At 44.8% G+C, this 15,773-nt stretch carries 14 protein-coding genes; 11 read left to right on the top strand and 3 right to left on the bottom strand.

The window, feature by feature from the left end; genetic code table 11:
* Window positions 1–51 precede the first annotated feature (51 nt).
* Together R7D93_RS11425 and truC are read left to right on the top strand one after the other, a co-directional pair.
* Window positions 52–366, top strand: coding sequence for a YqcC family protein (locus R7D93_RS11425; protein ID WP_213868612.1), 315 nt, complete (start codon window positions 52–54; stop codon window positions 364–366).
* A gap of 4 nt (window positions 367–370) precedes the next feature.
* A complete protein-coding gene (truC, locus tag R7D93_RS11420) occupies window positions 371–1,150 on the top strand; it encodes a tRNA pseudouridine(65) synthase TruC (protein WP_213868610.1) in 780 nt (259 codons plus the stop codon).
* Between the two features lie 81 nt (window positions 1,151–1,231).
* On the opposite strand, the gene R7D93_RS11415 is transcribed toward truC, so the two are convergent.
* From R7D93_RS11415 to map, 3 genes are all read right to left on the bottom strand, one after another.
* A complete protein-coding gene (locus tag R7D93_RS11415; RefSeq protein WP_005380322.1) occupies window positions 1,232–1,615 on the bottom strand; it encodes a DUF3461 family protein in 384 nt (127 codons plus the stop codon).
* A 142-nt stretch (window positions 1,616–1,757) separates the two neighbouring features.
* Complete coding sequence (glnD, locus tag R7D93_RS11410; RefSeq protein WP_053304072.1) at window positions 1,758–4,382, bottom strand: bifunctional uridylyltransferase/uridylyl-removing protein GlnD; 2,625 nt, start codon at window positions 4,380–4,382, stop codon at window positions 1,758–1,760.
* Window positions 4,383–4,490: 108 nt separating this feature from the next.
* Window positions 4,491–5,369, bottom strand: coding sequence for a type I methionyl aminopeptidase (gene map, locus R7D93_RS11405; protein ID WP_005380326.1), 879 nt, complete (start codon window positions 5,367–5,369; stop codon window positions 4,491–4,493).
* A gap of 385 nt (window positions 5,370–5,754) precedes the next feature.
* On the opposite strand from map, the gene rpsB reads away from it, so the two are divergent.
* From rpsB to bamA, 9 genes are all read left to right on the top strand, one after another.
* On the top strand, window positions 5,755–6,483 hold the full coding sequence (gene rpsB, locus R7D93_RS11400) for a 30S ribosomal protein S2 (protein ID WP_005380327.1): 729 nt from the start codon (window positions 5,755–5,757) through the stop codon (window positions 6,481–6,483).
* Between the two features lie 132 nt (window positions 6,484–6,615).
* Window positions 6,616–7,461 carry a translation elongation factor Ts gene (gene tsf, locus R7D93_RS11395; RefSeq protein WP_005380328.1) on the top strand — a complete coding sequence of 282 codons (846 nt, stop codon included), beginning with the start codon at window positions 6,616–6,618 and terminating at the stop codon, window positions 7,459–7,461.
* A gap of 147 nt (window positions 7,462–7,608) precedes the next feature.
* Complete coding sequence (pyrH, locus tag R7D93_RS11390) at window positions 7,609–8,334, top strand: UMP kinase (RefSeq protein WP_005380329.1); 726 nt, start codon at window positions 7,609–7,611, stop codon at window positions 8,332–8,334.
* A gap of 100 nt (window positions 8,335–8,434) precedes the next feature.
* Window positions 8,435–8,992, top strand: coding sequence for a ribosome recycling factor (gene frr, locus R7D93_RS11385; RefSeq protein WP_005380330.1), 558 nt, complete (start codon window positions 8,435–8,437; stop codon window positions 8,990–8,992).
* A gap of 96 nt (window positions 8,993–9,088) precedes the next feature.
* Window positions 9,089–9,844 carry an isoprenyl transferase gene (locus tag R7D93_RS11380; RefSeq protein WP_005380331.1) on the top strand — a complete coding sequence of 252 codons (756 nt, stop codon included), beginning with the start codon at window positions 9,089–9,091 and terminating at the stop codon, window positions 9,842–9,844.
* A 12-nt stretch (window positions 9,845–9,856) separates the two neighbouring features.
* Window positions 9,857–10,699, top strand: a complete 843-nt coding sequence (locus R7D93_RS11375; RefSeq protein WP_130545981.1) for a phosphatidate cytidylyltransferase — start codon at window positions 9,857–9,859, stop codon at window positions 10,697–10,699.
* A 50-nt stretch (window positions 10,700–10,749) separates the two neighbouring features.
* The gene (gene ispC, locus R7D93_RS11370; RefSeq protein WP_213868608.1) at window positions 10,750–11,955 is read left to right on the top strand and encodes a 1-deoxy-D-xylulose-5-phosphate reductoisomerase; all 1,206 of its coding nucleotides are present in this window, start codon (window positions 10,750–10,752) and stop codon (window positions 11,953–11,955) included.
* Window positions 11,955–13,313 carry a sigma E protease regulator RseP gene (gene rseP, locus R7D93_RS11365; protein WP_005380334.1) on the top strand — a complete coding sequence of 453 codons (1,359 nt, stop codon included), beginning with the start codon at window positions 11,955–11,957 and terminating at the stop codon, window positions 13,311–13,313. Before ispC ends, rseP begins: the two co-directional genes overlap by 1 nt.
* Window positions 13,314–13,357: 44 nt before the next feature.
* Window positions 13,358–15,772 carry an outer membrane protein assembly factor BamA gene (bamA, locus tag R7D93_RS11360; RefSeq protein ID WP_005391802.1) on the top strand — a complete coding sequence of 805 codons (2,415 nt, stop codon included), beginning with the start codon at window positions 13,358–13,360 and terminating at the stop codon, window positions 15,770–15,772.
* The last annotated feature ends 1 nt before the right edge of the window (window position 15,773 follow it).

Here is a 15,773-nt window from a genome sequence, read left to right as displayed (position 1 = left end):
TCACAAGAAATGGTATCATTCTCGGCTAATTCAAGGTTCGAGATAGAATTAATGGTAACAAATACTCAATTGGTCGACTTACTTCACCAACTTGAAACGCAGCTTAAAGAACATAAGTTGTGGCAACACACTAGGCCTTCAGAGCAAGCCTTACAAAGCGTGGAGCCATTTGCGATTGATACATTGCATCCTCATGAGTGGTTGCAGTGGGTCTTTATAGACAGAATGCACGTGCTAGTGGAAAACAACCAACCATTGCCAAGAGGGTTTTCTCTCGAGCCCTATTTTTCAGAAGCGTGGAAGCAGGAACCGCAGTTCGCAGAGCTGCTTGTTACAATCCGAACCATTGACGAACTGTGTAAGTAAACGAATGCTAGAACAAGAAATAGCGCGATCTTCAGAACCAGTTGAGCTGGAGATCGTTTATCAGGATGAATATTTTGTAGCGGTCAACAAGCCTGCCGGCATGTTAGTGCATCGCAGTTGGTTAGATAAACACGAAACTCAATTTGTCATGCAAACTTTGCGCGACCAAATTGGTCAGCATGTGTTCCCATTGCATCGTCTGGATCGTCCAACATCTGGTGTGCTCGTGTTTGCGTTGTCGAGTGAAGTCGCATCACAAGTCATGCCGATGTTTGCTGAACATAAAATGGAAAAGACATACCACGCGATAGTACGCGGTTGGATTGAGGAAGAGGGCGTCTTGGATTACGCACTCAAAGTGGAGTTAGACAAGATTGCTGATAAGTTCGCTTCACAAGAAAAAGAAGCGCAAGAAGCGGTGACGGAATATAAGCCGTTGGCTAAAGTGGAGGTTCCCTATTCGACGGGTAAATTTCCTACAACGCGTTATTGCTTAGTTGAGATGAAACCTAAAACGGGGCGTAAGCACCAACTTCGTCGTCATATGGCACATCTACGCCATCCGATCGTGGGTGATACAACGCACGGGGATGGAAAGCACAACAAGCTGTATCGCACAGAGTTTGATTCTCATCGTTTGCTACTGCATGCTTCAGAGTTACGGTTTGTCCATCCATTTACCGATCAAGAGATTGTCATGACGGCCAATCTTGATGAAACTTGGCAGCAATTGTTTACTCGATTTGAGTGGGATGAATCGATGATCAACCGACAATCGGCGTAGTTAGATCTAGATAATGATTGAGTACAAATAAAAAGGGTTAGCATCAATGCTAACCCTTTTTAATATTTAAGACTTAACGTTTTACTTTAGTTTTTCAAGATCCGCTTCGATCTCTGCGATCTTGCTCGAAACGACTTTTTCTAAATGACGAAGGTCTGAAAGAATTTTCTCTTTTACATCAACCTCAGGTTGTTTCGTTGGCTTAGTGATTTTATTCAGTTCATCAATGACTAATGTGAGGTTACGGTTGATTTCCGTTACTTCTTTATATTTGTGACTGCCACTGTCCACAAGAACATTTTTGATTTGGCGCGGGTATTTGAATTTAACGCTTTTAGCGAACAGTTCGCCTTTTTGCTTGTGGAAATAGATCTTGAGTACGTCTTTGTGTGCTTCTTGGCGTAGGGAATAACGTTCAATCTGCTTAGGGTCGTGAATACCCAAACCAGTGAGGTGGGGATACATAGGCTACCTCTATTACATCGAATTGATATTGATATAACTGTAGCAGCCTATGTATGAGCTAGATAGCTGATATTTAGCCAAAATGCTTAACTTGTGGGCAAGATCGCTCTCGCCCTGAACCGAAAAGATTGGCAGGTTTGATCTAAGCTGCGACCTCATCAGATAACTTTTCGATCAATCTCTCTCTTAGCTCATCCTGTTGTTCTTCACTTAATCTTCCCCCTGCATCACTGGTTAAAATAAACAAGTCTTCTGCTCGCTCACCAATGGTGGTGATTTTTGCACCATGAAGGTTGATATTTAAATCAGCAAACGTACGGCCTACTTTGGCCAACAGCCCTGGTGTGTCTAGCGCGACAAACTCCATTAAAGTGTGTTTTTTACCTTTGGTTGGTAAGAAGTCGACTTTGGTTTTCACGTTAAAGTGCTGAAGTTTGTTCGGAGTACGGCGCGTTTTAATCTTGGTTGGTCGGCCTGCCTCCAGTACATGAGTGAGGTGTTTAATCACCGCGGCGTGACGAGACTCATCGATCGCTTCGCCATGTTGATCGAGTACCATAAAGGTATCAATCACGTGCCCATCTTTGCTGGTCATGATTTGCGCGTCGTGTACATTAAAATTACGCCTATCTAACTCCGCCACGACTGTCGCAAATAAAGCAGGCTGGTCTTTCGTATATACAAACACCTCAGTGCCGCCACGAGTGGCTTTTTTACTGATCAACACCAAAGGCTTAGTCGGATCTTCCATGCGAAGTAAGTGTTCGCAGTGCCACGCGATTTGCGTATGGGTATGACGAAGGAAGTAGTCAGCTTTGAAGCGTTGCCACAATACTTCAATTTCGCGCGCGGCAAACCCCTCTTTGCGCAGCATTGCGGAGGCCATTTGTTGATTGTGGCGAATTCGCTCACGCACATCGACAGGGTTCTCTAGGCCTCTACGTAAAGCACGTTGTGTGGAGTAATACAGCTCCGCAAGTAAAGTTCGTTTCCAAGCATTCCAAAGTTCTGGGTTGGTTGCACAAATATCTGCAACTGTCAGGCATACAAGATAATCGAGAGATTCTTCGTCTCTGACTTTTTTGGCAAACTCGGTAATGACATCAGGATCATAAATATCTCGGCGCTGTGCGGTGACAGACATTAATAGATGATGTCTTACCAACCAAGCGACAAGTTTCGCTTCGGGCTTCGATAAACCATGCTCAATGCAGAAGTCGTACGCTTCTCCTTCACCGATAATCGAGTGATCGCCGCCACGACCTTTCCCGATATCGTGGAAAATAGCGGCAATAATCAGCAGCTCTTTCTTTTGCATCCGAGGGTAGACGTCACAGCAAATAGGGTGCTTCGCATGATTTTCTGGGTCACTAAAAGTGTTGATGTGTTTAAGTAAGCGAATACTGTGTTCATCAACGGTGTAGGCATGGAATAAGTCAAACTGCATTTGACCAACAATCTGACTCCATTGCGGTAAATAGGCCGCCATAACCCCTAATCGGTGCATGAGGCTGAATGCTTTGTGAAGAGCATTAGGGTGACGACATAACGCCATGAACTTTTCACGCGCAGCAGGAATGGTGTGCAAAAACTTGTTGAGCCGACGGCGAGCGGTGCGCAGTTGACGCAGCGTTGGTGGGCTCACCCCTTCAATAGTTGAGTCGTTAGCAATATGTAAGAACATATCCAGAATAGTTTCTGGGCGAGCTTGGAACAATGCGGGTTTCCGCGCTTCAATTAAAGAACCGCGACGTTGAAAGTCCGTATCGAGAATCTCGGCACTTTCTGTCGCCCCACCATTAATGATCGCTTGGTCAAAGAGTTTGAGTAGCATTTTATTGAGCTCTGCCACACGACGAAGCGTGCGGTAGAACTCTTTCATCATCATTTCTACGCCTCGGTTGCCTTCTCCGACGTAGCCTAGATTTTCCGCAACTTGTGCTTGATGAGCAAAGGTCAAGCGGTTGTCATAGCGGCGAAGCTCCATGTGCAGAGCGAAACGTACTCGCCAAAGGAAGTCCTGACATTCAACCAGTTCTCGGTATTCTGCGTCAGTTAAAAATCCGTATCGGCTCATTTCCAACAATGAAGTCGCACCAAAGTGACGTCGAGCGACCCAGCTTAATGTATGAATATCGCGTAGCCCGCCAGGGGTTGATTTAATGTCCGGTTCCAAGTTGTAGGTCGTGTCGTGGTAACGTGCATGGCGTTCGCGCTGCTCTTGAATTTTAGCGCGGTAAAACGTCTCACTTGGCCAGAAGGAGTCTGATAACACGACTTTCTTCAGTGCCTGAAAGGTGTCCTCGCTTCCACACAGCAGTCGCGCTTCTTGCAGGTTTGTCGCGACCGTTAGATCGGCTTTACCAATTTCAGCACATTCAGTAACGGTGCGAACAGCGTGTCCGACCTCGAGTTTTAAATCCCACAACAGCGTAATGAATTCGCTGATTTTTGCTTCTAACGCGGTTGGCAGTTTATTGTTCGACAGAATCAAAATATCGATATCGGAGAGTGGATGCAGCTCACCGCGTCCGTAGCCACCAACGGCAACTAGGGAAATGTTGTAAATATCCTTGAAACCAAAATGTTGCCACAAACGATTGAGAAGCAGATCCATATATTCAGCTCTGGCTAAAACCAAGCTTGTTACCGGATGATGATTGAGAAACTCTTGGTTTTGATTAGAGCTAAACTTCTCTAATTCTCGTTTGAGTTCACCGATATTGATTTGTTCATCGGAAAAGGTAAGAGGGGACTGAAGTGTCATATTTGCCATCCGTGCAAGCTAATCTAATAACAATCTAACAAATTTGCGGCAGATAAAAAATATCCCCGCCGAAGCAGGGATATAGTAAACAACGAGTGGTCGTCAGCTTTACGCGTTTTTCATTAGGCGAGGAATCGTATCGTCGCTACGAAGCGTCAGTACTTCACAACCTTCTTTTGTTACAACAATGGTATGTTCCCATTGCGCAGAGTTCTTGCCGTCGCCCGTGTAAACAGTCCAGTCATCTTGTGCATCAACAGAGCAACCAAATTTTCCAGCGTTAATCATCGGCTCAATAGTAAAGCACATGCCTTCTTTTAGTACGCGGCGGTCTTTGTTCTTGTAATGAACCACTTGTGGTTCTTCATGGAACTCATCGCCGATACCGTGACCACAGAAGTCTTTCACAATAGAAAACTTGTTGCGAGGATTGTTCTTGTTGTTCTCTTTGATGTACTTCTCGATAGCTGTACCGATGTCGCCAACTGTTGAACCTGGCTTAACGGTACGCATACCAACATACAGTGCTTCTTGAGCTACCATGCATAGACGTTTGTTTGCAGGCGAAACATCACCGACTAGGAACATCTTAGAAGTGTCACCATGGTAACCCTGAGGACGCACGCTCAGATCGGCATTCTCATCATTTGGAACGATTACGGTAATATCAACGTTTAAGATGTCACCATCTTTTAGTACCGCTGGCTTCATTTGGCCGTTGCTACCGATTTCGTCTTTTTCCGCTGGAATACCGTGGCATACGATATGGTTGATTGAAGTACAGATCGACTTAGGGAAACCATGGTAATCAAGCGGAGCAGAGTATGCGCCTTTTTCTAGAGCGTACTCATGACAGATTTTGTTTAACTCTTCTGTCGTCACACCAACTTTGATGTGTGGTTCGATCATTTCTAGAATCTCTGCGGCTAGCTTGCCCGCAATGCGCATGCGTTCTATTTCTTCAGCAGTTTTAATCTTGATTGACATTGGCTTTCTCTACTTATTCCTAAGCACGTAAACGTGCGAATGGCCGCATTCTATCAGACATCGGGGCGTTAACCCAAGTTAGATAGGAATATGCATCATTCTTAATTCGATCATATGTTTAAAGTTTTGCTTATAAAATAAGAGAAAGTGGCACGGTGAAGAAATAATTTTTACTAGCCACAGTGAGCTAAAATATGGTATAAAGCGCGCCGGAATAGAGGACTGTTCTCTTCGCTTAGCAAAGTTGAGCGGCGAAGCAAGCTTCATCCGAATAACCTTTTATCTTTAAATCACACACATTCCGTCACATATTCCGGGGTGCTGAGCAGAAGCTTGGTCGGAGTTATGGGGAATGTGGAGGCCTAACCCCATAGAGGATTTTAAAATGGCAACTGTATCAATGCGCGATATGCTAAAAGCTGGTGTTCACTTCGGTCACCAGACTCGTTACTGGAACCCAAAAATGAAGCCATTCATCTTTGGCGCTCGTAACAAAGTTCATATCATCAACCTAGAAAAAACTGTACCAATGTTCAACGACGCTCTAGCTGAACTAGCTAAAGTTGGCGAGAAGAAAGGTAAGGTTCTATTCGTAGGTACTAAGCGCGCTGCATCTGAAGCTGTTAAAGAAGCTGCAATCGCAAGCAACCAGTTTTACGTAAACAACCGCTGGTTAGGCGGTATGCTTACAAACTACAAAACAGTTCGTCAGTCTATCAAGCGTCTAAAAGAACTAGAGACTCAATCTCAAGACGGTACTTTTGACAAACTAACTAAGAAAGAAGCTCTAATGCGTACTCGCGAAATGGAGAAGCTAGAGAAATCTCTTGGTGGTATCAAAGACATGGGCGGCCTACCAGACGCTCTATTCGTAATCGACGCTGATCACGAACACATTGCAATTAAAGAAGCTAACAACCTAGGTATTCCAGTATACGCTGTGGTAGATACTAACTCTAACCCAGACGGCGTTGACTACGTAATCCCAGGTAACGACGACGCGATCCGCGCTGTACAGCTATACCTGAACGCTGCTGCTTCAGCAGTATCTGAAGGTCGTAACAAAGACGTAGCTGCAGTTGCTGAAAAAGACGGTTTCGTAGAAGCTGAATAATAGCGGCTCTGTGTCACACTTGGTCTATGTGAAACCTTTGTGTAGCATAAACTAAGTTATAGTTAGCAATGGGGGCCGACAATGTTAGGCCCCTGTTTTTTACCTTATTTCGAATCAAACGAGGAAGACAGAATGGCAACTGTAACTGCTGCTCTAGTTAAAGAACTTCGCGAGCGTACTGGCGCTGGCATGATGGAATGTAAGAAAGCGCTTGTAGAAGCAAACGCTGACATCGAACTAGCAATTGAAAACATGCGTAAATCTGGCGCAGCGAAAGCAGCTAAGAAAGCTGGTAACGTTGCAGCTGAAGGCGCAATCATCATCAAAGAAGAAAACGGCGTTGCTGTTCTTCTTGAAGTTAACTGCCAAACTGACTTCGTTGCTAAAGACGGTAACTTCACTGCATTCGCAGAAGAAGTTGCAGCTGCAGCTCTAGCTTCAAAAGCTTCTGTTGAAGAACTACAAGCACAATTCGAAGACGCACGTGTAGCTCTAGTAGCTAAAATCGGTGAAAACATCACTATCCGTCGCGTAGAATACGTTCAAGGCACTGCAATCGCTTCTTACCGTCACGGTGAGAAAATCGGTGTTGTTGTTGCTGGTGAAGGCGACGCAGAAACTCTTAAGCACGTTGCAATGCACGTTGCTGCTTCTAAGCCAGAGTTCGTTAACCCAGAAGACGTACCAGCTGACGTAGTAGAAAAAGAGAAAGCGGTTCAAGTTGAAATCGCAATGAACGAAGGCAAGCCTGCTGAAATCGCTGAGAAGATGGTTGTTGGCCGCATGAAGAAATTCACTGGCGAGATCTCTCTAACAGGTCAAGCTTTCATCATGGAGCCTAAGAAAACTGTAGGCGAAATGCTGAAAGAAAAAGGCGCTTCAGTTTCTACGTTCGTTCGCCTAGAAGTAGGTGAAGGTATCGAGAAGAAAGAAGAAATGAGCTTCGCTGAAGAAGTTGCAGCAGCTCAAAAAGGTTAATCCTTAGAGACTGTATAAAGATTAGACCGTAGCCAAGGCTGCGGTCTTTTTATGAGCAGTGAACGATTAGCCGTGATGAATAGCCATAACTGAAGTTGTGTCTATTCATGACTGTTAATCAACAACTCTCTTTGGAAGGTAAACTCCATGACTACGAACCCTAAACCAGCGTATCAACGTATTCTATTAAAACTGAGTGGTGAAGCTCTTCAAGGTGAAGACGGTTTTGGTATTGATCCTGCGGTCCTTGATCGCATGGCACAAGAAGTTAAAGAACTGGTTGAACTGGGTGTTCAGGTTGGTGTAGTTATCGGTGGCGGTAACTTGTTCCGTGGTGCAGGCCTTGCTGAAGCTGGTATGAACCGCGTAGTTGGTGACCACATGGGTATGCTTGCTACAGTAATGAATGGCCTAGCGATGCGCGATGCTCTTCACCGTGCATACGTGAATGCGCGCGTTATGTCTGCCATTCCTCTAAAAGGCGTATGTGACGACTATAATTGGGCTGATGCGATCCGTGAGCTTCGCCAAGGCCGAGTTGTCATCTTCTCTGCTGGTACTGGTAACCCGTTCTTTACAACGGATTCTGCTGCTTGTTTACGTGGTATCGAAATTGAAGCGGATGTTGTACTAAAAGCGACGAAAGTTGATGGTGTATTTACTGCTGACCCTGTAGCAAACCCAGACGCAGAGCTGTATGATAAGCTATCTTATGCAGAAGTTCTGGATAAAGAGCTGAAAGTTATGGACTTGGCGGCGTTTACGCTAGCTCGTGACCACAAAATGCCAATCCGCGTATTTAATATGAACAAGCCAGGCGCACTACGTCGCGTGGTAATGGGCGAAGCAGAAGGCACGCTCATCAACGAATAAGCTTGGCTTAAGGTGCCACTCCAAAGCGTTAGGGTGGTGCTTGCTTTGCTCAACCGTTTTAGGCTTTCTTCAGGAAAGATGACATTTTTAAGGTGAAACTGTGATTAACGAAATCAAAAAAGACGCGCAAGAGCGCATGGATAAAAGCGTTGAAGCGCTTAAGAACAACCTTTCTAAAATTCGTACAGGTCGTGCACACCCAAGCCTACTATCTGGTATTTCTGTAGAATACTACGGTGCAGCAACACCTCTAAACCAAGTAGCAAACGTTATTGCTGAAGATGCGCGTACACTTGCAATCACGGTTTTTGATAAAGAGCTGACGCCGAAAGTAGAAAAAGCGATCATGACGTCTGACCTTGGTCTAAACCCTATGTCAGCTGGCACTATCATCCGCGTTCCACTTCCACCGCTAACGGAAGAGCGTCGTAAAGACCTAGTTAAGATCGTTCGTGGTGAAGCTGAAGGTGGTCGTGTTGCTGTTCGTAACATCCGTCGTGACGCAAACAACGATCTTAAAGCGCTTCTAAAAGATAAAGAAATCTCTGAAGATGAAGACCGTAAAGCACAAGACGAAATTCAAAAGCTAACTGACGTTGCAGTTAAGAAGATCGATGAAGTTCTTGCTGCAAAAGAAAAAGAGTTGATGGAAGTTTAATACTCCCACACACATCACTGTTGGAAAACGCTGTGCTCACAGCTCAGCGTTTTTTTATGTTAGTCTATCCAACTGATGGAACTCAATTAACTCCCTATGCAAAATTCTCAAGCCTTCTCTGATTCCCTTCCTAAGCATATTGCCATCATTATGGACGGTAATGGCCGTTGGGCTAAGTCCAAAGGAAAACCTCGCGTATTTGGTCATAAAAAAGGCGTTAGTGCCGTTCGTAAGACCGTGGCTGCTGCTTCAAAACTAGGCATTAGAGCCATGACGCTGTTTGCTTTTAGTAGTGAAAACTGGCGTCGTCCGGAGGAAGAAGTGGGTCTTTTGATGGAACTGTTTATCACGGTCCTGTCTAGTGAAGTAAAAAAACTACACAAAAATAACTTACGGTTGCGCGTGATCGGTGATACCAGTCGATTTAGTGAGCGTCTACAAAAGAAAATTGTAGAAGCAGAAAACCTAACGGCAGATAACACGGGTATGGTGATCAACATTGCAGCCAACTATGGCGGTAAATGGGACATCACAGAAGCTGCTAAAACGTTAGCGCTAAAAGCACGTAACGGTGAAATTCGTGTAGAGGATATCAATGAGCAGCTAATCACTGAGCATTTGACCATGGCAGACCTACCGGAAGTGGATCTTTTAATTCGCACCAGTGGAGAGTGCCGCATCAGCAACTTTATGTTGTGGCAAATGGCTTATGCAGAAATGTACTTTACACCAGAGTACTGGCCAGAATTCGATGAAGACAGTTTGGTAGAAGCTGTGACTTGGTTTATCAACCGAGAACGTCGTTTTGGCTGTACAGGTGAACAAATAAAGGCATTGATGGCAGCTCAATAAGGACTAGTTAGTTTGAAACAGAGAATAATAACAGCACTAATTTTAGCTCCCCTGGTTATTTTAGGCATTTTTAAATTACCGCTAATGGGCTTTATTGCCGCTTTAACTGCAATAACGCTATTAGGTTTTTGGGAGTGGACTCAGTTTACAGGAAGCAACTCTCGCATTGCTGCCCTTGTGCCGGCAATCATTATTACCGGACTTAGTTTTCTATACATCTCGCCTGATGCATATAGCCTCAATCACTTAACGACACCTCATTATGTCGTCTTGGGTATTGGTTTTGTTTGGTGGATTATTGCTAGCTTAATGGCGATTACTTACCCCAAAACGACGAAATCTTGGCAAAGTAATCTTGTTTTACGTCATGTATTTGGTTTTCTGACATTAATCCCATTCCTTTGGAGTGTGATTATTCTCAGAGCGTATGACATCACTGTAGATCCATACCACGGCGCAAAGCTTGTGTTGTACGTTTGTTTCTTGGTATGGGCTGCAGATAGCGGCGCCTACTTTGCAGGTAAAAGCTTAGGCAAACGTAAGATGGCTCCTCATGTAAGCCCCAATAAAACCATTGAAGGGCTAATTGGTGGCATTATCACGGCATTAATCGTAGCGTGGGCATTTGCTGATTGGTTCGATATCCAGTTCACTAGCCCTGTCCATATGGTGCTAATTACGCTGGTTACTGTCGTTATTTCAGTGCTTGGTGATCTGGTTGAAAGTATGTTCAAACGTGTCTCAGGCATTAAAGACAGCAGTAACATTATCCCAGGGCACGGTGGTGTGCTAGATCGTATCGACAGCCTAACCGCAGCATTCCCAGTTTTTGCTCTTCTTTACTACGTATTCTAATTTATCAGGAGCGGCGTCGTCGCTCCTGAGCTTTCTAACGGTCTTACAACATGCAAAAGTTAACGATTCTTGGTGCTACTGGATCAATTGGTGCAAGCACGCTTAAAGTGGTCGAACAAAACCCAGATCTGTTTTCTGTCGTTGCCTTAGCGGCAAGCACTAACGTTGAAAAGATGATCGGTTTATGTCGTCATTGGCAACCTAAGTATGCGGTCATGGCAGATAAAGCTGCGGCATCTCAACTTCAAGCTGAGCTACACTCGGTTTCACCAAGTACCGAAGTGCTAGGTGGTGTTGATGCGCTATGCCATATTGCTTCGCTGGACGAGGTCGACAGTGTAATGGCTGCTATTGTAGGAGCAGCCGGCTTATTGCCTACTATGGCTGCCGTGAAAGCAGGTAAGCGAGTCTTGTTGGCAAATAAAGAAGCACTTGTAATGTCAGGCCAGCTATTTATTGATGCTGTAGAAGAATTTGGCGCAGAGCTACTTCCCGTCGACAGTGAACACAACGCCATTTTCCAATGTTTACCACAGCAAGTACAAACCAATCTAGGTCGTTGCAATTTACAAGAACATGGCATTTCTCATATTTTGTTGACTGGATCTGGTGGTCCTTTCCGTTACACTGACATCGCAGAACTGGAGCAGGTGACACCCGCGCAGGCGATTGCTCATCCAAACTGGTCGATGGGGCCAAAAATTTCTGTTGATTCTGCCACGATGATGAACAAAGGCCTTGAGTATATCGAAGCTAAGTGGCTATTTAATGCTGCTCGCGAACAACTGAAGGTGGTTATTCATCCTCAATCGGTAATTCATTCTATGGTTCAGTATCGTGATGGTTCGGTCTTGGCACAAATGGGAGAAGCGGATATGGCGACGCCAATTGCGCTCACCATGTCATACCCGTCAAGAGTGGAAGCTGGGGTTAAGCCGCTAGACTTCACGAAAGTTGGTGAGCTGACGTTTTTGCAGCCTGATTTTGCTCGTTACCCATGTTTAAAACTCGCAATTGATGCCTGTTATGAAGGTCAACACGCAACAACAGCATTGAATGCAGCTAATGAAGTCGCTGTTGATGCATTTTTAAATAACAGACTAGGTTTTACCGATATTGCTCGCATCAATGAGTCTGTGTTGAATAAAATCAACGCAAGCTGCAAAGCTGAGAATGCGAATAGCTTGGAAAGCTTGCTCGAGCTAGATAGAATGGCACGAACTATTGCCCTAGAAACCATACGCGAGCGTAGCTGATGACTGGTATATTGTGGAATCTCATTTCTTTTATCGTCGCACTGGGCATTCTTGTTGCCGTGCACGAATTTGGGCATTTTTGGGTTGCTCGCCGTTGCGGCGTTAAAGTTGAAAAGTTTTCAATCGGTTTCGGCAAGTCTATTTGGAGTAAAGTAGGCAAAGACGGAACGGAGTACAGCATCTCAATGATCCCTCTCGGCGGCTATGTGAAAATGGTTGATAGCCGTGTCGATGAGGTGCCAGAACATGAGAAGCACCTAGCGTTTGATAAGAAGCCGTTATGGAAGCGAACCTCTATTGTTGCGGCTGGCCCCATCTTTAATTTTCTTTTCGCAATTTTTGCCTATTGGCTGGTATTTCTAATTGGTATCCCGGCTGTTAAGCCTGTAATTGGTGAAGTTACGCCCAATTCGATTGTTGCGGAAGCTGGAATTGAATCTGGAATGGAACTTAAATCGATATCTGGTATCAAAACTCCGGATTGGGAATCAGTAAATATGGGATTGATTTCTCATATTGGCGATGATTTGATGACGGTAACACTAACGTCAGCGAATGAAGTTGGTTCAGAAGTAACGAAAACGCTCGATTTACGTGAGTGGAAGTTCGACCCAGAAACTCAGTCAGCGATGCAATCGTTAGGTTTTGCTCCGTATACACCGGAGGTGTATCGAGTTATCGAGCAGGTCTCGCAAGGTGGAGCGGCGGAAAAAGCCGGTGTGCTTCCAGGTGATGAGGTTGTCGCAATTGGTCAACAACGCGTGACCGAATGGAAGCAAGTGGTTGAAGCGGTTCGTTCTAATCCTGATACACCGCTTGAATTGACGGTGTTGCGTCAGGGTTATGAGCAAACATTGACGCTGACGCCCGGTAGCCGTGAGCTAGCTAACAAAGAAGTCGTTGGTTTTGCAGGTATTGCACCTAAAGTCGCAGAATGGCCAGAAAGTTATCGCTTCGATCTTCAGTTTGGTGTATTCGAGTCAATAGGTAAAGCAGTAGACAAAACTGGCCAAGTCATTGGTTTGACAATCAGCATGCTTAAGAAGCTGATTGTTGGAGACGTTGGTCTGAATAATCTGAGTGGACCAATATCAATAGCCAAAGGCGCAGGCGCGACAGCAGATTATGGTTTGGTCTACTTTTTAGGTTTTCTCGCTCTAATTAGTGTTAACCTAGGTATTATTAATCTCGTTCCTTTACCAATGTTGGATGGCGGTCATTTGTTGTTTTTTGCAATTGAAGCAGTCATTCGACGCCCTGTTCCTGAGAAAGTGCAGGAAATGGGCTTTAGAATTGGTGGTGCGATCATCTTCTCGCTCATGGCGTTAGCGCTATTTAATGATTTTACTCGTCTGTGATAGTTCAGAGACAAAAGCAGTAGCAAGGAATAATTAGAACAAGTATGGCGATTAAGCGAATTCTATTTGCAAGTTTACTGGCGACCAGTGTATCTGCAAATGGAGCAGAGAACTTCGTAGTTCAAGATATTGAAATCGATGGATTGCAGCGTGTAGCACTGGGTGCTGCATTGTTGAAAATGCCTGTACGTGTCGGTGATACCATTGGCCAAGGCGATGTTGCAGAAATTATCCGCGCCCTGTATGCATCTGGTAACTTTGAAGATGTGAAAGTGTTGCGTGACGGTGGTGTTCTGATGGTTCAAGTCAAAGAACGTCCTACCATTGCAAGCATCTCTTTTTCAGGTAACAAAGCAATCAAGGACGAGCAGCTACAAGAAAACCTGAACGCGTCTGGTGTTCGTGAAGGTGAAGCGCTTGACCGCACCACGCTAAGCAACATTGAAAAAGGCTTAGAAGACTTTTACTACAGCGTAGGTAAATACAACGCAACAGTAAAAGCGGTGGTTACTCCACTACCACGTAATCGTTCTGACCTTAAGTTTGTCTTTACTGAAGGTGTGTCGGCAAAAATTCAGCAAATCAACTTTATCGGTAATGAAGTGTTCAGTGATGAAGAGCTGCTTTCGCGCTTTAACTTAAATGTTGATGTGCCGTGGTGGAATTTCCTTTCTGATGAAAAGTATCAAAAGCAAGTCCTTGCAGGTGATATTGAAGCACTCAAATCATTCTACCTGGATCGTGGTTACTTAAAATTTAACGTTGATTCGACACAAGTTGCAATCTCTCCTGACAAGAAAGGGGTATACATTACTCTTGGTCTAGAAGAGGGCGAGGTTTACACCGTTAAGGACGTGAAGTTCCGCGGTGATTTGATTGGTGAGGAAGCGACGTTCGAAAGACTTGTTCCATTTGAAGACAATGAGACATACAACGGCTCGTTGGTTACTTCAATGGAAGAAGGGATTAAGCGTGTGCTTGGTGAGTCCGGTTATGCTTATCCTCAAGTGAATACCATTCCTGAGTTTGACGACGAGAATCAAGAAGTTTCTTTGGTCGTTAACGTAGATCCGGGTAACCGAATTTATGTTCGTGACATTCGCTTCACGGGTAATAACTCAACCAAAGATGAAGTCCTTCGTCGTGAAATGCGTCAGATGGAAGGCAGTTGGTTGAACTCGAAATCGATTGAAACGGGTAAAACTCGTCTAAATCGGTTGGGCTACTTTGAAAATGTTGAAGTACAGACGGTTCGAGTTCCTGGTAGTGATGATCAAGTTGACCTAGTTTACTCTGTCAAAGAAGCAAACTCTGGTAGCGTTAACTTCGGTGTTGGCTACGGCACAGAATCGGGTGTGAGCTTCCAGGTTGGCCTGCAACAAGATAACTTCATTGGTAGTGGTAACCGTGTTGGTATCAACGCGATGATGAATGACTACCAGAAAAACATCAGTCTTGATTACCGTGATCCGTACTGGAACTTAGACGGTGTAAGCTTGGGTGGTAAGGTTTTCTATAACGAATTTGAAGCGAAAGAAGCCAATATCGTTGACTATACCAACGAAAGCTATGGCGCGAGCTTAACGTGGGGCTTCCCATTCGATGAGTTGAACCGTTTTGAATTCGGTGTCGGTTATACGCACAACAAGATCGGTAACTTATCGCCTTACTTGCAGGTAGAGCAGTTCTTACGAGCACAAGCAGACAACATTGATTCTAGTGGAGCGTTGAACACAAACGACTTCGACTTCAATATCTCTTGGACACGTAATAACTTAAACCGTGGCTACTTCCCAACGGCAGGTAACCATCAGCGTGCATTCTATAAAATGACCGTACCTGGCTCTGACGTTCAATACTTCAAAATGCAGTACGATGTTCGCCAGTATGTGCCATTGACTAAAAAGCACGAGTTTACCCTCTTGTTCCGTGGCCGCTTAGGTTACGGTAATGGTTACGGTCAAACGGATGGTAACGATAACTTGTTCCCATTCTACGAAAACTACTACGCAGGTGGCTTTACATCGCTTCGTGGCTTTGGCTCAAACTCTGTTGGTCCTAAAGCGGTTTACCGTGATACATCTGGTTCAAACAATGGCGCAGATACAGCAACAGATGACTCTGTTGGTGGTAACGCCGTAGCGCTAGCAAGTGTTGAGTTGATTGTCCCAACACCATTTGCATCAGAAGAAGTACAAAACCAAATTCGTACCAGTATCTTCTTTGATATGGCAAGTGTTTGGGATACGGAGTTTGACTACCGCGATTCAGGTGCGGAATATGGTGACCGTTACTACTACGATTACTCAGACCCAACCAACTACCGCTCTTCTTACGGTGCGGCGTTGCAGTGGATGTCTCCAATGGGGCCACTAGTATTCTCACTAGCGAAACCAATTAAGAAATTTGATGGCGATGATGAAGAGTTCTTCACATTCACTATCGGTAGAACTTTCTAAA

Origin of the sequence: Vibrio sp. YT-15 (assembly GCF_033337445.1) — a bacterium.
Lineage (GTDB): Bacteria > Pseudomonadota > Gammaproteobacteria > Enterobacterales > Vibrionaceae > Vibrio > Vibrio alginolyticus.
The sequence above is the reverse complement of the archived record's forward strand: the minus strand, read 5'-3'. Positions and strand labels throughout refer to the sequence as shown.